Source organism: Acholeplasma equifetale ATCC 29724 (genome assembly GCF_000687735.1).
Lineage (GTDB): Bacteria > Bacillota_I > Bacilli_A > Acholeplasmatales > Acholeplasmataceae > Acholeplasma > Acholeplasma equifetale.
On the sequence record NZ_JHXL01000011.1, the window covers coordinates 1 to 20,749 of the forward strand.

The 20,749-nt window shown below is 27.9% G+C and carries 16 protein-coding genes; 14 read left to right on the forward strand and 2 right to left on the reverse strand.

Features of this window, described 5'->3' with window-relative positions; translation table 11 throughout:
• The 5 genes from T434_RS0105520 to T434_RS0105540 all read left to right on the forward strand — a co-directional run.
• Positions 1-1,209 (forward strand): dihydrolipoamide acetyltransferase family protein (locus T434_RS0105520; RefSeq protein WP_026400236.1); only part of this gene is annotated, 1,209 nt, incomplete at its 5' end.
• Positions 1,210-1,219: 10 nt separating this feature from the next.
• Positions 1,220-2,596 carry a dihydrolipoyl dehydrogenase gene (gene lpdA, locus T434_RS0105525; RefSeq protein ID WP_026400237.1) on the forward strand — a complete coding sequence of 459 codons (1,377 nt, stop codon included), beginning with the start codon at positions 1,220-1,222 and terminating at the stop codon, positions 2,594-2,596.
• 103 nt (positions 2,597-2,699) lie between these two features.
• Positions 2,700-3,608 carry an ABC transporter ATP-binding protein gene (locus T434_RS0105530; RefSeq protein ID WP_026400238.1) on the forward strand — a complete coding sequence of 303 codons (909 nt, stop codon included), beginning with the start codon at positions 2,700-2,702 and terminating at the stop codon, positions 3,606-3,608.
• Entirely contained in the window at positions 3,601-4,356 is a 756-nt protein-coding gene (locus T434_RS0105535) for an ABC transporter permease (RefSeq protein WP_026400239.1), read from the forward strand. Before T434_RS0105530 ends, T434_RS0105535 begins: the two co-directional genes overlap by 8 nt.
• Before the next feature lie 11 nt (positions 4,357-4,367).
• Positions 4,368-5,003, forward strand: a complete 636-nt coding sequence (locus T434_RS0105540) for a DUF6198 family protein (protein WP_026400240.1) — start codon at positions 4,368-4,370, stop codon at positions 5,001-5,003.
• 24 nt (positions 5,004-5,027) lie between these two features.
• Here the strand turns inward: T434_RS0105540 and lplA are convergent, their stop codons facing one another.
• On the reverse strand, positions 5,028-5,942 hold the full coding sequence (gene lplA / locus T434_RS07175; protein ID WP_035358526.1) for a lipoate--protein ligase: 915 nt from the start codon (positions 5,940-5,942) through the stop codon (positions 5,028-5,030).
• Positions 5,943-6,014: 72 nt separating this feature from the next.
• Between lplA and T434_RS0105550 the strand changes: the two genes are divergently transcribed.
• Complete coding sequence (locus tag T434_RS0105550) at positions 6,015-6,920, forward strand: diacylglycerol/lipid kinase family protein (RefSeq protein WP_026400241.1); 906 nt, start codon at positions 6,015-6,017, stop codon at positions 6,918-6,920.
• Between the two features lie 23 nt (positions 6,921-6,943).
• On the opposite strand, the gene T434_RS0105555 is transcribed toward T434_RS0105550, so the two are convergent.
• Positions 6,944-8,590, reverse strand: a complete 1,647-nt coding sequence (locus T434_RS0105555) for a Na/Pi cotransporter family protein (protein ID WP_026400242.1) — start codon at positions 8,588-8,590, stop codon at positions 6,944-6,946.
• Between the two features lie 266 nt (positions 8,591-8,856).
• Between T434_RS0105555 and T434_RS0105560 the strand changes: the two genes are divergently transcribed.
• The 8 genes from T434_RS0105560 to nrdG all read left to right on the forward strand — a co-directional run bounded on the left by T434_RS0105560 (position 8,857) and on the right by nrdG (position 20,738).
• Positions 8,857-10,953, forward strand: a complete 2,097-nt coding sequence (locus T434_RS0105560; RefSeq protein WP_026400243.1) for an AIPR family protein — start codon at positions 8,857-8,859, stop codon at positions 10,951-10,953.
• Between the two features lie 12 nt (positions 10,954-10,965).
• Positions 10,966-11,475 (forward strand): hypothetical protein, encoded by a 510-nt coding sequence (locus tag T434_RS0105565; protein WP_162150766.1) that lies wholly within the window; start codon positions 10,966-10,968, stop codon positions 11,473-11,475.
• Positions 11,472-12,695: a DNA cytosine methyltransferase gene (locus T434_RS07180; RefSeq protein ID WP_162150767.1), complete on the forward strand. Its 1,224-nt coding sequence runs from the start codon at positions 11,472-11,474 to the stop codon at positions 12,693-12,695. Before T434_RS0105565 ends, T434_RS07180 begins: the two co-directional genes overlap by 4 nt.
• Positions 12,692-14,182, forward strand: coding sequence for an ATP-binding protein (locus tag T434_RS0105575; protein ID WP_162150768.1), 1,491 nt, complete (start codon positions 12,692-12,694; stop codon positions 14,180-14,182). Before T434_RS07180 ends, T434_RS0105575 begins: the two co-directional genes overlap by 4 nt.
• Positions 14,179-16,332: a Z1 domain-containing protein gene (locus T434_RS0105580; RefSeq protein ID WP_026400246.1), complete on the forward strand. Its 2,154-nt coding sequence runs from the start codon at positions 14,179-14,181 to the stop codon at positions 16,330-16,332. The genes T434_RS0105575 and T434_RS0105580 overlap by 4 nt, the downstream gene beginning before the upstream one ends.
• Positions 16,319-17,221, forward strand: a complete 903-nt coding sequence (locus tag T434_RS0105585) for a PD-(D/E)XK motif protein (protein ID WP_026400247.1) — start codon at positions 16,319-16,321, stop codon at positions 17,219-17,221. Before T434_RS0105580 ends, T434_RS0105585 begins: the two co-directional genes overlap by 14 nt.
• Before the next feature lie 738 nt (positions 17,222-17,959).
• The gene (locus T434_RS0105590) at positions 17,960-20,245 is read left to right on the forward strand and encodes an anaerobic ribonucleoside triphosphate reductase (RefSeq protein WP_026400248.1); all 2,286 of its coding nucleotides are present in this window, start codon (positions 17,960-17,962) and stop codon (positions 20,243-20,245) included.
• Positions 20,223-20,738: an anaerobic ribonucleoside-triphosphate reductase activating protein gene (gene nrdG / locus T434_RS0105595; protein WP_026400249.1), complete on the forward strand. Its 516-nt coding sequence runs from the start codon at positions 20,223-20,225 to the stop codon at positions 20,736-20,738. Before T434_RS0105590 ends, nrdG begins: the two co-directional genes overlap by 23 nt.
• The last annotated feature ends 11 nt before the right edge of the window (positions 20,739-20,749 follow it).

Here is a 20,749-nt window from a genome sequence, read left to right on the forward strand (position 1 = left end):
GTTAAAGAAGGCGATACATTAGTTATCGTTGAAACAGATAAAGTTAATGCAGAATTACCAAGCCCAGTTGATGGAACAATCTTAAAACTTGGTAAAGCAGAAGGTGAAGCAATTCATGTTGGTGAAACTGTTGTCTTAATCGGACAAAATGGTGCAACATTAGAGTCTGTTTCAGCTCAAGAAGAAGCACAAGCTCCTAAAAAGGGTGCAGGTGTTGTTGGTGAAATTGAAGTTTCAGATGAAATCATTGGTTCATCATTTGAAACTCAAGAAGTTCAATCAACAGGTAAAGTATTAGCAAGCCCAGTTGCAAGAAAATTAGCAGCTGACTTGAATGTAAACATTTCATCAGTTAAAGGTTCTGGAGAACAAGGTAGAGTCTTAAAAGAAGATGTTGAAAAAGCCGGATCTAAAGTTGAAGCTCCTAAAGCAGAAGCTGTTCAAGCACAAGCTCCAGCTCAATCAGCACAAGCTCCTCAAACTCAAACTTATGCTGCTCCAAAACCACAAGGTGAATTTGAAACAGTTAAAATTTCAAGATTACGTAAAGCAATCTCTAATGCAATGGTTCGTTCAAAAACTATGATTCCTCATACAGTATTAATGGATGAAATCAATGTTAATGCATTAGTTGAATTTAGAAGCAAAGCTAAAGGTGTTGCTGAACAAAAAGGTGTTAAATTAACATACTTAGCATTTATCGCAAAAGCTGTTGTTATTGCATTAAAAGAATTTCCATTATTCAATGCGTCATTTAATCATGACACAGATGAAGTATATATTAAGAAATATATCAATTTAGGTATAGCTGTTGACACTCCAGATGGATTAATCGTTCCAAATATTAAAAATGCTCAAAACTTATCAGTATTTGAATTAGCAACTCAAATTAGAACATTAGCAGATGATACAATCGCAAGAAAGATTTCACTTGATCAACAACAAAATGGTACATTCACAATTACTAACTTTGGTTCAGCGGGTATTGCATTTGGTACACCAGTTATTAACTATCCTGAATTAGCAATTTTAGGTGTTGGTAAGATTGAACAAAAACCAGTTGTTGAAAATGGCGAAATCAAAATTGCAAGCATGTTACCATTATCATTAGCAGTAGACCACAGAATTATTGATGGAGCTGATGGTGGAAGATTCTTAATGAGAATTAAAGAATTATTAATGAATCCAACACTATTACTCTTATCATAAGGTGATTATGATGGCTAAAGAATATGATATTATCGTCGTTGGTGGCGGTCCTGGTGGATATGTAGCTGCAATTCGTGCAGGACAATTAGGTGCTAAAGTTGCATTGGTTGAAAAAGAAAATGTTGGTGGTATCTGTTTAAATCATGGATGTATTCCAACAAAAACATTCTTAAAATCAGCTAAAGTTTATCAAACTTTAAAACATGCAAATGATTATGGTGTCACAACTGATGGAAACATTAGTTTTGATTGGTCAAAAGTAGTTGCAAGAAAAGACGGTGTTGTTAAACAATTAACAGGTGGGGTTGCATTCTTACTTAAGAAAAATGGTGTTGATGTTTATAACGGATTTGGTGACATTCGTTCAGCAAATGAAGTTATTGTTAATGGCGAATCATTAAAAACTAAAAATGTAATTATTGCAACAGGTGCTTCAGCAATTATCCCTCCAATTCCGGGTGTTGAAGAAGCATACAAAAAAGGTATTGTTGTAACAAGTAAAGAACTCTTAAACATCAAACAATATCCAAAATCAATTTTAATTGTTGGCGGTGGTGTTATTGGTGTTGAATTTGCAACAGTATTTAACTCATTTGGCTCAAAAGTTACAATCATTGAAAAAATGGAAAAGATTCTTCCTACAATGGATGATGAAATTCAAGATGCTTACACTAAGACATTAAAACGTAGTGGTATTGAAGTCTTAACAGGTGCTGAAGTTAAATCTGTTAGCGATCATAAATTAACTTATGAATTAAAAGGTCAAAGTGTTACAGTTGAAGGTGACTTAATTTTAATGGCTGTTGGTACACGTGCTAACTCTAAAGGTTTAGAACATTTAGGATTAGAAATGGATCGTGCAAACATTAAGACAAACGAATACTTACAAACAAACGTACCTGGTATTTATGCAATTGGTGATGTTAATGGTAAATATATGTTAGCTCACGTTGCAAGCCATGAAGGTATGGTTGCAGTTAACCATATTCTTAAAAAAGGTCACGCGAAGATGTCATATGATAAGATACCTTCATGTATTTATGGACAACCAGAAATTGCTGCAATTGGTTTAACCGAAAGAGAAGCTAAAGCGAAAGGTTTAGATTATAAAGTATCTAAAGTTCCTCTAGCAGCAGTTGGTAAATCATTAGCAGATGGTGAAAAAGAAGGATTTATCAAATTAATCGTTGACAACAAATATAAAGAAGTTCTTGGTGCACATATCTATGCATACAATGCTACTGAACTTATTAGTGAATATAGTGTTGCTATGGAAGCAGAAGCAACTGCATATGAAATTGCAGCTGCAATTCATCCACATCCAACATTATCAGAATTAAGTTTAGAAGCAGCATTAGGTGCTATTGATAAACCAATACATATTTAATAATATGAACACCTCAATAATAATTGAGGTGTTTTTTTTATGCATTATTTTTAAAAAAATATATTTCATGCTACAATGAGATTGCGTGAAAGGAGTTTTTGTTATGGAGTATATTGTTAGAACACACAACTTAAGTAAAGTATATCAACAAACAAAAGCCTTAGATCAAGTCAACATAAACATCCCACGAGGAGCGATTTATGGTTTTATTGGAGAAAATGGAGCAGGTAAATCAACAGTTATTCGTATCATTACTGGTTTAGCCAATCCTACCGAAGGTACATTTGAACTTAATTTAAGAGAAAATCGTTTAGGAAATATTGCAGCATTAGTTGAAAGTCCAGCGATTCATTTAACATTAAGTGCTAAAAAGAATTTAGAATTCCAATGTGATTTATTAGGTATTAAAAAAGAAAGTAAAGAAAAAATTATTAAAGAAATGTTAGATATTGTTGGTCTAGATTATTTATATCGCGTTAAAAAACCTGCGAAATCATTTTCTTTAGGTATGAAACAACGTTTAGCAATCGCAATGTCATTAATTAGTAATCCGGAATTATTAATACTTGATGAACCTATGAATGGATTAGACCCAGTAGGTATTAAAGAAATGAGAGAATTAATTCTAAAACTTAATCAAGAAAAAGGCATTACATTCTTAGTATCAAGTCATATTTTAGAAGAATTAGATCGTATTGCAACCGTGTATGGTTTTATTTCAAGAGGTAAATTGTTAACCGAAATATCGTCTAAAGAACTACATGAAAAATTAAAATCTGAAACAATCATTACTTTAGATTACATTGACAAACAAGCAATCGAAAAGATTAAAAAAGAATACCCAATTATTATTAAAGATGAAACATCTATTTCAATCGAAGATGAATCTTTAGTAAAATCTTTAGTTAATGAACTTGTTAAACAAAATATGACACCAGTTCAAGTAAAACGTATGAATCGTACTATTGAAGATTATTACTTTGAAGTAATTGGAGGTGTAAAAAATGTTTAAACTTATTAAAACGGATTTAAAAAAGTTTATACAAGGTAAAATGTTTTTATGGATTGTTATACTAGTTATATTTTTTCCGTTACTTCAAGCAGGGTTAATTTTAGCTATTAAAGATTTAATACCAGAAGAACAAATAATATTATTAAACCCTGATTACAATTTTTATAGTTCATTTAGTTTACTTAATAACTTTGGATTAATCTTTACAATATTTATGATTGTATGGGTTGTTAGTGAATTTAGAGAACAAACAATTCGTAACAAAGTTATCTTAGGATATAAAAAGAGTACAATATTTTATGCAAAAGTTATAGAAGCAAGTATTGTAACCTTTATAACAATGAGTTTAAATGCAATCTTAAATTATCTTGCAACAGGTATTATTGTTGGATTTAAAGATTCAAATATGGCTGAATTATTACAACATTATGTTGTCATGATACTTGCAGTTATAACAATTATTATATTTATTCAAGTTGTTGGATTTATCTTTAGAACAACAGGACTTACATTAGGTGTATCATTAGGTGTAATTTTCGTCTTTACGATTGTTTCATCAGTATTATTACTATTAAATAATGATGTACTAACAAGAATATTTTCATTGATACTACCATTTAATCAACTTCAATATTATTCATCTTTTAAAGATTTAGATATGTTATGGATGATTTTAGTTGATTTTGTATATATATTTATATTATTATTTATAGGACGTAAATTTAATTATACAATCGATTATCGATAGAAAGGTTACATATGTATTTAACAAAACGCATTTTAATTCATCTAGCCGGTTATTTAGTTATGGGGTTAGGTGTTATCTTTATGTATCGCGCTTTACAAGGATCATTTCCTTATGATGCAATAAGCCATTATATTACTGTATTGGTCAATCAATCATGGATGACATTAGGGTTTGCTTCAATGATATTTGGTACAGCTTATGCATTATTAAACTTTGCTATTATGAGAAAATGGCAAGTCTTTATTGGATTAATTCCAGTTTATACATTTGGATTTGTATTAAACTTTTGGGAACTTATTATTCCAAAAGGATATAGTTGGGGACACTCATTCTTAAATGGTACAATGGCAATTGTTGGTTTATTCATCTACGGATTAGGTATTGCAATGTTACTTGTGAACAAAAAATTCCCAATTGCACCATCAGAACTTATGATGATGTATTTAAAAGTAAAATTAAACAATAAAACGTTTTTAGCAAAATTAATTATAGAAATATCTTTAATTACAATAGCGATGACACTAGCATTGATTACTCAAGACTTTAGTCAAATTGGATGGTTTACATTCGCGTCTGTTATATTAATTGGACCAATCATTCAATTTTTCGAAAAGTTCACTGTGAAATTATTCGGTATATATGAATAAAAAAAAGATATCTAAAAGGATATCTTATAAGAAGAGCATCTCGTATACTTCGGGTGCTTTTTTTATTAAAAATGATAGTTCAGATGGATAACATCTTAAACCAACAATACTACTTGATAATAATAAATCTAGCGATCCATCTTTAATAATTTTAGCATCTTCGATATTTCCGTAAGCTAATGAAATATCAATTGAATAAATACCTTTAGATTTTTTAATTCTTGATCGTGGGCTTTCGCCATAATTCCATTGATAGGTTTGGTATTTTTCTACCTGTAATTCTTCAATTCTTTTTAAATCTTTAGGTGTTAATTCAATGAATTCATTTGATGTTAGTTCTTGTATTAAGTATTTTTTGAGTTCATCCATTGTAAGGTTTGTGTATGAACTAATATTTGTAACAGTTGAACGGTTAGATTTTACACTGATGGATTCAATATCGTCAGTTTTTGATTTTAAAGAATTTGATAAACGCTCTAAATTTGAGTTGAATAGAAGTGTACCGTGATGTAATAATTTATCTTTATAGATATATTGAGCGTTTCCACTTACCTTTAATTCACCTATTTTTAAATCACTTTTTCCGCTAAATTTTAGATTAATACCTAATGCTTGAAAAGCTGAGACTAATTTTTCTGTCATCAGTTGATAATTATTAATCTTACCTTTTGCATCTGTCATAAAGGTGAAATTTAAATTACCTAAGTCATGGAAAACTGTGCCACCACCAGAATTACGTCTAATAAGTGGTATATGATTTTTAACAATATAGTCTAAGTTGACTTCTTCAAAAACATTTTGATTACGTCCAACGATAATTGATTCTGAGTTTTGCCATAACAAAAATATATCTTCATGTTGATGAATATTTTTAAAGATATATTCTTCCCAAGCTAAATTAAAATAAGGATCAAAATGTGTTGAAATAACTGTTTTCAATATGAATCACCACCAATTATATTATCACATTTATTTAGATTATTTGGTAAAATAAGGCTTGAGGGGACATAAATGAAAACATTATTAATCTATAATCACCTATCAGGTAAAGGTAGAATTCACAAAGACTTAAAAAAAATAGAAGCTTTCTTTTATCATAGATCTTGGTCTTTAGAGATGATTGCAATTGATGATCAAGAAGCAACAAATTTAATACAACAACAAATTTTAGACTATGAACTGATATTAATTGCTGGAGGCGATGGGACAGTTCATTCTGTCATTTCAATACTTATGAATTATGATGAAACCTTAAGACCTAAAGTAATGGTTTTACCATATGGAACAACGAACGATGTTGCACATATGTTAAAAATACCTAAAAATATTAACAAGGCTCTTAAGTTACTTACTTTAGGGGTTCATAAGAAAATTGACATCAATAAAGCAAACGATACGTACTTTGTTTATGCGGCAGCAGTCGGTAAATTTTCTAAAATATCATATGAGATTAATAGAAAAAGTTTAAAATTTTTAGGTCATTTAGGTTATTTTTTAAATATATACCGTGATTTATTTAATCATTATTATATGAATGTTCATTTAACTTCTCATAATTATGATATTAAAAGAAAATCATTTTTTATTATTTTAGTTTCTGGTAACCGTGTTGGAGGATTTAAACTTAAACGTTTTAGAGAATCCATTAAACTTAATGACGGTTTAATTGGTATACGTATTATGACAAGAAACCATATGTTTTCTTGGTATAAAATGATATGGTTTTATTTATTTAAAGGGAAACATTTTAAAAATGATTTACACTTTAACGTAAGTGAGGCAAAACTTACATTTGAAACACCTTATCAGTGGAATATTGATGGAGAAAAAGGTCCGTTAGGCGATTTATATATTAAAGTATTTAAAGAAGCAATTGATATCTATGTTCATCCTAAAGTGGAAAAAGAATTATTTTAAAAAAAGAACTCATTGAGTTCTTTTTAATTTGCGTCAGGTTCATTACCAACCATGTTAATGATTGTATAACCAATATTAACTAAGTGATCGCCAATACGTTCTAATTGAGAGGTGAAGTCAAAGAAGTATTTAGAATGTTCTAATTGACATTCACCCATTCTTAAACGTGTAACATGATTTGTTTCATATACTAATTTTTGTTCATCAATTTCATTTTCAAGTTTTGATAAATCTTTAAGTAAATCAGTGCGTTTGTTTTCATATATATCAAAAGCTAAATCAAACATATTAAGTATTTTTTTACCCATTACAGATATATCATCTTTAGCGGTTTTTGAAAAATCAGTACCGTCATTTAATAAATCTTGTTTGATAATTGCAAAGTTATGTGCATGGTCTGCAATACGTTCTAAGTCATTTATTAAATGATACATTTTACCAATAGATAATTCTAAAGAATAAGTCATAGGTTGGTTTGAAAGTTGAGCTAAGTATAATGCGATTCCTTGATTGATATCATCAATTAAAGATTCGTTTTGGATTACAGAATCAATTAAATGAATCTCGTTATCAATTAATATTTTTAATGCGTTAGAAAGGTTATTTTTTGTTAGATCAAACATACGTTCGATTTCTTTATTTAAAGCTGTTATTGCAAACGCAGGTGTTGAAAGTAAGTTTTCATTAATATAAATTAAATTGCGAGATTTAATCGTTTGAGACTTATTATCTTTAACAACGATATTTGCAAGTTTTTCTAATTGCTTAATAAATATTAAGGCAAGTAGTGCTGTAGATACATTAAAGAATACTTGGAAGAATGCTACTTGGAAGTTTAAGGATAGACTTGTAAGTACATTTAAAATTGGTTCTTTAAAGATTAAAAGAATTGTTGTAAAAAGAATGGTTCCAAAAACATTAAATATAAATTGGACAAATGCTAATCTTTTAGCATTAGCATTTAATGATAAGGATGCAATAACTCCTGTAGTTGTTGTGCCAATTTCAGCACCCAATACAATGAATAATGCATATTCTAATGGAATCGTTTGAGTTGAAACTAAGATAATAGATAATCCAACAATTAATGTGGATGAATGAACAATAGCGGTAAGTATCATACTTATAAATATTAGAAGTATTGGGAAATTAATATTTGTGAAGATATTACCAATAAATTCTTTCATTTCATTTGTTTTAAATGCTTCAGAAGCAAGATTTAAACCAATAAAAATTAACCCAAATCCAATAAATATAGAACTAATACGTTTAATGGATTCTTTTTTTGTAAACATATCAATTAATATACCTACTAACACAAATAAAGATAAGAAGATTGCATAATCAACAGTTGCAAAACTAGAAATAACGGCAGTAAGAGTTGTACCAATATTAGCTCCTAATATAATAGCGATTCCTTGGAAAAGTGTTAATAGATTAGCATTTAAAAAGGATATTGTCATAACAGTAACTAAAGTAGATGACTGCATGATGGCAGTAATAAATGTACCAAATCCAAATGAAACAAAACGGTTATTCGACACTTTAGATAATCCTTTTTGCATACGAGAAGTAGATATTTTTTCTAACCCACTAGACATTTGTTTAATGCCTACCATAAATATTGAAAGACCCGAAAGTAGTGAAACAAAACTGATAACAATATCCATTTCTTGACTCCTTAATTTGTTAGTATATAAAATAATTCATTATGTTTATTATACTATGGAACTCATAGTATAAGTCGTTTACTACAAATTCTATATATGAATATTATCAAAAAAATTTTGATTGTATCTAATTTTATTAATAATATAATGGTAATTTGGCTCCAAAAGGTCGTTATAATTGTTAAAAAGTTTGAAATTGATTATTTGTAATATATAATAAATATAGATATATCATACACATAATATATAATTGAGGGGTAATTATTTTGATAAGTAAATATTATAATGAGTTAGTGGAGAAATATCATACATATGGAATGGTTTATATATCCACAAAATCTGATGTAAAAGAACTCTTAAATAGAGTCTTTTTGTATTATAATCATTTTAATGCTGACGATACAAAACTTGATGAAATCGAAGAAGCCCAAGTAGATAATGCAATAATTCAAGCTGTTATCAGATCTGAATTTGATGATAGTTCTTTTGACTTTATATCAGTGATAGTAAAAAATTTAATTGATTCTAAAGATTTAAGTCTTTTCATTAAGCGTTTATCGGAAATTGATTTAATAATTGCGGAAACGTTGAGCGGAAAGAAAAACCCTGATACTCAAAAATTGAAACAGCGATTTATAGATCTGGAAATTAAGGGCAATGATATCTACAAAGTATATCTTTTATTTGATTCAATTCCAGATAACGAGACCAAAATACGTATTAGAGAAATTGTATCAAACTTTCAAGGGATATTAAAAGATTTAACATTTATTTGTCTATTTTCTGATGATATTAATGAAATTATATCCGATGTAGAAACACCAACACTTTATGTTAAACAAGGTTTTCTAAAATTAATTGATTCGAAACAAATGCTCATCTATGGAAATGAAAAATCAGTAATTACTAGTATTTCAGCAAAATCACTTAAAGACATGTATTTAAAATATGGCACAAGTGGTCTTTTTGCTAGTAATTTAAGATTTTACGTAAAATCAACAAAAATTGATAATGTTATTAAGGAAACAATTAGAAAAGAACCTGAAAACTTTTGGTATTACAATAATGGTATAATTATCACTTGCTCAGATTATAAAGTCTCTAGAAATACTATAGAATTACAAAATTTTTCAATTGTAAATGGTGGACAAACAACAACATTAATCGGAAACACCAATTTTGACGTTGATTTTGGAATTACATGTAAGATTATCAAAAACAAATATAAAAATAATGACGAAAATACAATTTTTTTATCTAAAGTTGCAGAAGCAAGTAATACTCAAAAACCTATTAAAGTAAAAGATTTAATTGCTAATAGAATTGAACAACATAGATTAAAAAATCAATATCAATCTATGAATGTTTTTCTTCAAGTCAAGCGTGGTGAAAAAATTAATAAAAAAATATATCCTGAAAAATGGCAATATACAACAAATGAAGAAGTAGGTCAAATGCTATTTTCTTTCATTTATCAGAGACCAGGTAATGCAAAAAACTCTAAATCTGCTATGTTGCAAAATCAAAATAATTATAAATTAATTTTTCAATCAAATTATAGTAATATGTTTTTATTGGGTCTTCAGTATATAAAAGCTGCGTATAATGACTGGAAATCTAGTATTAAAAAATATTCAAACGATGTAACTTTACTTGCGATTGCTGTAAATAATTATTTCATGTATATGGCACTTATCGGATTCTATGCGAAAGTGTTTATTAATGAAGATTTTAGAAATTATATAATGAACTTAAATGATTTCAAATTAAGTGAAAATGATGAATTTAAGATGTATTTATCTCAAAATGATATTGGGCATTTATCAGTTTTTAATGATCCTCATTATTTCGAAAATAAAGATTATGCTAATAGATTGTTTACAACAATCTATAATAGGATATTAAACCCAGCATTTAGAACGTATAAATCTATATACACAACGCATGGCGCTGGTCATTTTTCAAAAAGTGATTCTAACTACTATAATAATGTACTAGTACATTGTATAAAAGACATTAAAAAAAATTGGAATTCATCAGATTTTAATTATGAAGAATTTTTATCAAAATATTTTAGTTTACCAACTGAAAAAGTACGAATTATCACACAAGAACAAATATTTGATGAATATAAACCTGGCTTGATTGAAGAACTTAAGGAATTAAGAAAACGAATTTATAAAGATCATGATGGAAAATTAAATTGGGGAGATATTTTTTCTAATATTCAATTATCTAGAATAGAATTGTATAAACCACGTTCAATTGAAGATTTATCGAAAGATATAAAGATGAGAGACTCTCAGATTAAATTGTGTGGTGAAGAAGTTTTAAAAATTATTAGCAAATATACAATTCTTTAAGAGAGGACTTGAATGACTAAAAAAGATTCAATAATCAAAATATTAGAAGATAGTTTTAAAAAATCGGGATATGAAAAAGTCACGCTTAACTATGACAATACAAGTAAATTTTATGATATACAACTCGAGGGGATACATTCTGTATCAATTCTATGTTTGATTAGGAGTATTACAAATAGTGGTTGGAGGGATAAACCTTTGATTAAACGTGTTCAAATTACTAAGATAGATCCCCAAAAATTACCTATTAGTAATTTTTCTAAAACAGCTATGATAATTGGTTATTTACCGATAGTTGATAAACATATGTTTGTATTATGGTCAATTTATAATAATTTGTCGCATAATACAAATAAGTCATGTTATGTTCGTATGGAAAAATTATTTAATGCATATATATACGGATATTATATCGGAATGGACTCTGATCAAAAGATTTGGATATCGGATGAAAATAATCTATCTAAAATAATTTATGATTATTTAAAAACAAACGAAATTAGAGCGGAGCATAAAGAATGAAAACATTAAGTAAGAACTTTACTTTTATAGATTTATTTGCAGGAATAGGTGGTTTTCATTATGCAATGAAAAGGTATTCTAAAAAATCAAAATGTGTTTTTGCATCTGAAATTAATAAAAATGCTATTAAATTATATAAATTAAATCATGGATTGGATAGTAATTATGATATAAAAGAAATAAAGGGAAAAGATATCCCAAAGTTCGATGTTATTTGTGCGGGTTTTCCTTGTCAATCGTTTTCAAAAGCAGGAAAACAACAAGGATTTAATGATGAACGAGGAATCTTATTTAATGAGATTGAAAGAATTATTAAAGAAAAAATAGAATTAAATGAAAAACCTAAAATTCTTGTTTTAGAAAATGTTAAAAACTTGATTAGTCATGATAAGTCAAAAACATGGAAAACGATAAAAGAAAAAATTCAGATGTTGGGATACAATATTATTGATAAACCTTTAATTTTTAGTCCATCAGACTTTAATGTTCCGCAATTGCGTGATAGAGCCATTATACTTGCGGTAGATAATGATATTTATAGTGGAAAATTAGATTTTGAAAAAGAAATTCCAACAAAAACTTTAAAAAAATCAATTTATGATATTCTTGAAAGAGATTTACCCGAGAATGAAGAAAAAAAATATAAATTAACAAGAGATGAATTAAAAATACTTGATGCCTGGGATGATTTTATTAAATCACTTAAAGTTCAAAAAATAGGTTTTCCTATATGGAGCGATTACTTTTATGATGAAAGTGATATCAGTAGTTATCCGACGTGGAAGCAAGATTTTATAAAAAAAAATAAAGAGTTTTATGGTAAAAACAAGGATATCATTGATGAATGGTATACAAGAAATAAAATTAAAGAGTTTATTCCAACACATCGAAAATTTGAATGGCAAGCTGGGGAAGATATAAAAAGTGTTTATGAAGGCTTAATACAATTTAGACCCTCTGGAATAAGAGTTAAACGACCTACAACATCCCCAACATTAGTTGCTATGAAACATGTGCCAATAATTGGAAAATATAAAAGATATTTAACACCGCGGGAATCTGCAAGACTTCAAAGTTTACCTGAAAGTTTTGAATTTGATAATGTGGGTGATGACATTTATAGACTATTAGGTAATGCTGTTAATGTTGAAGTTATATATCAAGTATTTAAAACTTTTGTCAATTATATTGATAGGGTGAAAGGGGAAAAAATTCTATGATTAAGAGTGAAAAAGTTAACATTAAAGTAGGAACTAGTATATATACTACTTATAAAGACATAAACATACCTCTTGAGAATCCATTTAAAGAGTTTATAGATAATTCAACGCAAAGTTATTACGATCATAAAGAAATTTTAGATTCTTTATCTGGATTTAAGAATCTAATCATAAAAATTAATACTGGTGATGACAAACTTGTAATTTTTGATAATGCTTTTGGAATGAATAAAGAAGATTTTGATAGAGCATTAAAACTTGGAGCAAGAAAATCTAATTATTCACCGCAAAGTAGAGGTGAATTTGGTATTGGTTTAAAGTATGCTGCTATGTACTTGGGGGATAAAGTAACAATAGAAAGTACAGAATATGGAAGTGATGAAAAATATACCGCAACACTTGATTCAGAAGAATTGAGAAACAACATCGAGGAGATTACAAGATATATAGAACCAGTTGGCAAGGCAGAACATTATACAAAAATAACTATAACAAAATTAAGACATGAATATTCAATTAAAAAAATACAGGAACTGAGGGATAAGTTAGGGAGAATCTATAGATTTGATATAAATGAAAATGGAATCGAAATTATTTTTAATGATAATTTAAAAGCTGAATATAATGAACCTAAATTAAAAATTAATCTAGAAACATTGAGTGAGTATTATGAAACTTTTTCAGGAGAATTTATATTTGGAGGTAAACCTTATTCATATTCTGGATGGATTGGCATTCTTGAAACAGGAAATGTATCAGATGCTGGATTTAGTTTAATTAAGTCTAATAGATTGATAAAAATGAACTATAGACCTGAAAAACTTTTTAAAAAATCCAATAGTTTCCAATATCAAAGAGTTATTGGTGAGATAGATTTAAATGATTGGCCTGTAGTATCAAATAAAACTGATTTTATTTGGAGTAACGGATTAGAGGAAGAGTTTATCTATCAACTTTCAGAAAACAAAAAAGTAAAGCAAATGTTTGAAATAGCAAATAAATTAAGGTACAAAGATGATAAACAAAAGCAAATCGATCCTAAAAAAATTAATAAAGTTAATGATACAGTTCAATCACTTTTAAAACCACTTAAAGAAATTAAAAAAACACAAGTTGAAATGAAACCGACTTCTCCAGAAGAAGTTAAAGCGTATATTTCAAGTTTAGACGTAACTACAAAGATGAATGTTCCATATGAAGGAAATGAATATATTTTTGAATTTTCATATGTAATAGATGAGTCAGATGATTGGTTAAAAGTTGAAGTCATTGATGAGTCTAAGTCTAAATATAGATTAGTTGTAAATCCTGATTTTCCTATTTTTAATAAAATTTCTAAAGAATCTGACAAATTGTTTGTAATTCATAATTTTTCAGTGTTATTTGCGCTTGCTCAAATATCTAGTAGAAATGCGGGTTTTAAAGACTCTTACAAATTCACTCAAAAAATAAATGAAATATTAAAAGTAATAGGTAAATCAAAATGAATGAAAAATTCATTGTAACAGAGTATAGAGATAATGTTAACCAAGATTTAATATCAGACATTATATTGGATGGAGAAAATGTACAAAAATATAAAGAATTTTTGAGTATAAATAATGATACATCCAGAATTAACCATATAATGAGAAATGCAGAAAAAGCAATAAGATTTTTTGCAAATCCAAAGGGAAACAATGTTTCTTCAAAAATATTAGGGTTGGGTAAGGTGCAAAGTGGTAAGACCACATTCTTTACAGCTACAATAGCATTAGCATTTGATAATGGATATGATTTGTGTATATTATTTGGTGGTACAAAAATAAACCTATTACAACAAAATACTCACAGAATTACGAGAGATTTTTCTAATAATTCAAATATTAAGATACACACCCTTAGTAATGATATTTCTGAGATTATATTTGATTTAGAAAAAGGATATAAAGTTATATTGGTTGTACTCAAGAATGTGTCTAGCAATGAAAGCAATTTATATAAAGTTTTAAACTGGGTAGAAAGGATAAAAACATACAATACATTAATTGTGGATGATGAAGCTGATGAGCATACCCCGGGAGCACCTAAACTTAAAGTGAAAAACCCTAGAGCTGGTATTACACATGACGTGATTGCAGAAATAAAAAACAGTTTTAATGTCGTTACAGTATTATTTGTTACTGCAACACCACAAGCAAATTTATTAATATCAACACTAGATGAGCTAAGTCCTGACTATTTAGTATTAGTTGAACCTGGAAAAGGTTATACAGGCGGGGAAGCATTTCATTATTCAGCTAATAATGATCATGTTATTCGAATTAAAGACACAGATGATTTTAAATCATCAATTCCAGAATCATATAAGTATGCACTTAAATATTTTATGATAGCGACATCAATTAAAACTTTAAGTGATGAAATTACACATTATTCAATGCTAGTTCATCCATCATCATTAACAAGGGTTCAAAATGCGGTTGTGGATAAAATTGAAGAAGATTTGAATAATCTTATTAATGTATTAAGACATAAAAATGGTTTATTTTATAACTCCATTATTGATGAGTTTAAAGATGTATATCAGACTGAATTTTCAAATTATGATATTGATTTTAATAGGATTGTAGATCATTTATTAAATAACCTTGATCAATATCGTCCGTTTATTCTAAATACAACACAATATGGGAAATTAAGTAAGGAAGAATTAGAAAAATCAAAACATATAAGATTTAAAATTTTTGTAGGGGGTAATATGTTACAAAGAGGTGTTACATTAGAAAACTTGTGTGTAACATATATTTATAGGGATTCTAAAGTAAGTACCGTGGATACACTATATCAGCGTGCCAGATGGTTTGGATATAAGGATAGTTATTTCGATATATGTAAAATATTTATGACGGATGAATTAATAGATAAGTTTGTAGCTGTTGCTGAAAACGAGCGTGATATGTGGCAAATGCTCCGTGAATTTTTAGAGAACAATATTCACCTAAAATATTTTAATAGGTTATTTACTTTGTCACATGACAAATTGATACTTACAAGAAAATCTGTGTCAAACACAATTACTGTTTCACGAGTAAAGGGTGGGTACAATTATGATGTATCTTTAGTATTTAGGGATGGAGATATAGAATATAATCGACAATTAGTAAATGAACTTATGAATAGATATAAAAATAAAAGTATTGTTCGGGATTTTTCTACAGGGACACACCAAAGACACCTAATAATAACTGATACCTATATGAATTTATATCGAGATTTTTTATCAAAATATAGATTTCAAAGAAATAGTAAACTGGGACCAAAACCATTTGAGAAAATTATCGAACTTATAGAAAAGGGAATTTATCCGGATGAATTATCAATAGTCGTTATGAGATATCAAACAGGTGAATATCGTAGTAGAAGTAAGGACTATTATGAACTAAAAGAATTACCACAAGGTTATGAACCAGGTACTAATTATTCAGGAGATAGGGAACTTGAAGGATTTACTGATAAAATGCATATTCAAATACATTTGGTTTATACAGATAAAAGTAATACTAAAGACATAATTCCTATACTAGCATTTAATGATCCGTTTACTAAACAAACCATCAAATATGTCACTGGAGATAATTATTATGAAACAATATAAATATATATCCGATATTGATCAAAATACATTTGAATCAAATGTTGTAGTTCCATGTATAAATGACGAAGGATATCGAACCATTTTAATAAAAAACAAGACACAGAACAGATTCGCTAGTAGTTATGCAACAAAGCATTTAATCATTAAGAAAAATATTGTTTTAGTTCATGGAGATCTAGAATTTTACTGTCATATAATCACATGTAAAAATAGCGACCCATACACAAACAGAAATTTTGATATCATTAATGAGTACTTATTTCAAAAATTAGATAAACCGATAGATGAATTTGAGTTTTCAGAATTATTAAATTCAATTGAACAATTATTCGATAAGGCTAATGGTGAGATTTCTAAACATCAGATAGGTATTGCTGGAGAATTAATTACATTATTATATTTTGCTAAACAGGGGTTTTCAAATGTTTTAAATAATTATCATAAAAATTTCTTTTCTCATCATGATATTGAAATATCTGATGTTATAAAAATAGAAGTGAAAACCTCTGCAGAGGGAAAAAGAATTCATAAATTTAATCATGAACAGTTAAATGATAAACATATGAGAATTTATATATCATCAGTAAAACTTTATACAGTTGAAAAAGGGATGTCGCTTTATCAACTGTTTGATACAATCTTGAAAATAGTCAAAAATTATGAAACAAAATTTTTAATTTACAAACTAATGAATTTCTGTTGTGTCGATGAGATTAATCAAGGAATAACTTTCTCCTTAGAAGATTCTCTTGATAGTGTAAGAATATTCCATTCAAAAGACATACCACAAATAAAAGAAGAAATACCTAAAGGGGTATTGAATATTTCATATTCCAGTGACTGTGAGTTGGTACCAGAAATAGATATTAAAGATATAGTTGAATTGTAAAATGTGTAAGAATGAAATGTGTGAAAAAAAATACTTAAAATAGACATTAATAAAATAGTTTGCTTTAAAGGGGTTTTCATTTAGCTGAAAAATTCGTTTTATCCTTATTAAAAAGCAAAACAATTCTATAATTACATTTCGGATAGATTTTTTGTATTCTAATTGTCAAAAAATATATTGAAGTATCTTTATTTAAAAATGAAATTGAAGTTGATATGCTAGCAAAAAACTATGAAGTTTATGCATTTTTAAAATAAAGACTTTTATTTTTTAGTTGCTTAGATGTTAGTATATATTACTAACATTTTTTATTTGATCGAAATAAAAATTATTATTATAGTAGTAGTAAAGTGCGAAAACATTTAAAAGGTTTGAATTAATCACATAATGTATATACTTACTATACGACTTTAATGTTCAAATTTTATAAATAATTTATAAATAAAAATTGTCAAGACAATATAATAAATTTTTATAATTTTGAAAAAAACATGTGACTCAAAATATCAAAATGGCTTCAAATAGATACTAAAAAGGCATTCAAAAACTGAATGATATTTTTATGAAAATAATAGAAAGCATTTACATATTTCTTATATTTGCAATACCATTTTTACTTCTATATAATAGTCATACCTAATAGGATGCAATTAAGAATTTAAGGATTAAATATATATTTAAATTCTTAATCATTGTTCGATTATAATTACTAAACAATATGGGAAAGGGATAGAAAAAATGGTTAAACAAATCAGAAAAAGAGATGGAAGATTAGTTAGATTCAACCCAGAAAAGATAAATAATGCAGTATCTAAAGCATTTATTGCACAGGGGAAAGATGATAGTCTTTCAGTTGAGGTAAGTGAATTAGCTTTAGAGTATATTAATCAAAAATATAAAAAAACTGTACCTAATGTTGAACAAATTCAAGATGAAGTAGAACGAGCATTAATTGCTTTAAACTATCCTGATGTTGCTAAAGCATATATTTTATATAGAGAAGAAAGAAATAAGGTAAGAGATAGAAATACTCGATTAATGAAAACTTTCCATGATATAGCTTTTTCTAAATCAACCGAAAGTGATCTAAAAAGAGAAAATGCCAATATTAATAGCGATACCCCAATGGGTGCAATGCTTAAATATGGTAGTGAAGGGGCTAAAGAGTTTAATAGAATGTTTGTATTAAATCCTAAACATGCTAAAGCACATGATGAAGGTTTAATACATATTCACGATTTAGACTTTTTAACTTTAACACTTACTTGTTGTCAAATTGATTTAACAAAACTCTTTACTGGAGGATTTCAAACAGGACATGGTTCTTTAAGAGAACCTCAAGATATTAAAACTTATGCAGCATTAGCCTGTATAGCAATTCAATCTAATCAAAATGACCAACATGGTGGTCAATCCGTTCCTAAATTTGATTATGATATGGCAGTAGGTGTAAGAAAAACTTACAAACGTCATTTTAAAAATAATTTAATTAAAGCATTTGATATGTATGATATCAATTTAGATGCAGCGCATATTTTAGATTTAATTAAAGAAGAAAATCATATAGAACCTAAATATCTTCAAAGTGATATAAATCCTTATATTAAACAAAAAGTCAATCTTCCAATGATTGATAAGATTTTAAGTTTTGTTCAGAAAGAAGCTCAAAGAGAAACTGAAAAAGATACTTATCAAGCGATGGAATCTTTAATTCATAATTTAAATACCATGCACTCACGTGCGGGAGCGCAAGTGCCTTTCTCATCTTTAAATTATGGAACTGATACATCTGAAGAAGGTAGATTAGTTGTAAAACAATTATTACTTGCAACCCAACGTGGTTTAGGAGAAGGAGAAACACCAATTTTCCCAATTCAAATTTTCAAAGTAAAAAAAGGTGTTAACTTTGATGAAAAAGATCCAAACTACGATTTATTTAAATTAGCTATAGAAACATCTGCAAAACGTTTATTCCCTAATTTTTCATTTTTAGATGCACCATTTAATAAGAAATATTATAAAGAAGGTAACCCAGACACTGAAATTGCTTATATGGGATGTCGTACAAGAGTTATTGCAAACGTTTTTGATCCAAGTCAAGAAATCGTTACAGGACGTGGTAATTTAAGTTTTACATCGGTTAATTTACCTCGTATTGCGTTACTTACTAAAAACGTAAATGGCTTCTTTAAATTACTTGATGAAACAATGGAATTAGTTGTTGAACAGTTATTAGAACGATTTGATATACAAAAGAACTTACATGTTTATAATTTCCCATTCTTAATGGGACAACATGTATGGTTGGATTCAGATAAATTAAGTTTAGAAGATCGTATTGAAGAAGTGATTAAACACGGTACATTAGCTTTAGGATTTATTGGTTTAGCTGAAACACTAAAAGTATTAGTTGGAAAACATCATGGTGAATCTAAAGAAGCTCAAGAATTAGGCATTAAAATTGTTTCACATATGCGTTCATTCATGGATGAAAAAGCCCAACAACATAAACTTAATTTTTCTTTAATTGCAACTCCAGCTGAAGGTTTATCAGGAAGATTTGTAAGAATTGATAAGAAAAAATTTGGCATTATTGAAGGTGTAACTGATAGAGAATATTATACAAACTCATTCCATGTGCCTGTGTATCATAACCTTTTAGCATTTGAAAAAATAAGTATTGAAGCACCATATCATGAATTAACCAATGGTGGACATATTACTTATATTGAATTAGATGGTGATCCATCTAAAAACTTAGAAGCATTTGAAAAGATCATTAAGTTTATGGCTGAAAAAGGTATTGGATATGGATCAATAAATCATTCGGTTGACTATGATCCTTTATGTAAATATGTAGGTATTATTAATGATGAATGTCCAAAATGTGGAAGACGCGAAACCAAAGAACAACCATTCGATAGAATTAGACGTATTACAGGATATTTAGTTGGAACATTAGAACGATTCAACGATGCTAAAAGAAAAGAAGTGAGTGAGCGTGTTAAACACTTCCACTCATAAATTAAGAATTAATAATTTTATTGAAGAATCAATTGTCGATGGGTTTGGGTTAAGGTTTGTTATATTTACACAAGGATGTAAATTACGTTGTAAAGGATGTCACAATCCTTTCACACATGATTTAGATGGTGGGCATTTAATTGATATTACTGAAATTCAAAATAAATGGCGTAAAAATCCTCTATTAAGGGGAATTACTATTAGTGGTGGTGAACCATTCTTACAAGTTGAAGTTGTAAGTGAATTAGTAAAACTAGCAAAAAACGATCATTTAGATGTCACGTTATATAGTGGCTATACTTATGAAACATTAAGATCTAGAGAATGTCCATATACAGATTTAATTTTAAATACTGCAGATTATTTGATTGATGGACCTTATATAGAAGCTTTAAGAAACTTAAACTTACTATTTAGAGGTAGTTCTAATCAAAGAATCATTGATTTAAATGAAACAAGAAAAGAAAAAAAGTTAGTTATTTTAGATAAATAATTATTAGGAGA

Coding starts and splice junctions, on each gene's coding strand:
- T434_RS0105550 (WP_026400241.1), top strand. CDS start 6,015: ATGAAAACATTATTAATCTATAATCACCTATCAGGTAAAGGTAGAATT.
- T434_RS0105535 (WP_026400239.1), top strand. CDS start 3,601: ATGTTTAAACTTATTAAAACGGATTTAAAAAAGTTTATACAAGGTAAA.
- T434_RS0105565 (WP_162150766.1), top strand. CDS start 10,966: ATGACTAAAAAAGATTCAATAATCAAAATATTAGAAGATAGTTTTAAA.
- T434_RS0105580 (WP_026400246.1), top strand. CDS start 14,179: ATGAATGAAAAATTCATTGTAACAGAGTATAGAGATAATGTTAACCAA.
- T434_RS0105540 (WP_026400240.1), top strand. CDS start 4,368: ATGTATTTAACAAAACGCATTTTAATTCATCTAGCCGGTTATTTAGTT.
- T434_RS0105590 (WP_026400248.1), top strand. CDS start 17,960: ATGGTTAAACAAATCAGAAAAAGAGATGGAAGATTAGTTAGATTCAAC.
- T434_RS0105585 (WP_026400247.1), top strand. CDS start 16,319: ATGAAACAATATAAATATATATCCGATATTGATCAAAATACATTTGAA.
- T434_RS0105575 (WP_162150768.1), top strand. CDS start 12,692: ATGATTAAGAGTGAAAAAGTTAACATTAAAGTAGGAACTAGTATATAT.
- T434_RS0105555 (WP_026400242.1), bottom strand. CDS start 8,590: ATGGATATTGTTATCAGTTTTGTTTCACTACTTTCGGGTCTTTCAATA.
- lpdA (WP_026400237.1), top strand. CDS start 1,220: ATGGCTAAAGAATATGATATTATCGTCGTTGGTGGCGGTCCTGGTGGA.
- T434_RS0105530 (WP_026400238.1), top strand. CDS start 2,700: ATGGAGTATATTGTTAGAACACACAACTTAAGTAAAGTATATCAACAA.
- T434_RS07180 (WP_162150767.1), top strand. CDS start 11,472: ATGAAAACATTAAGTAAGAACTTTACTTTTATAGATTTATTTGCAGGA.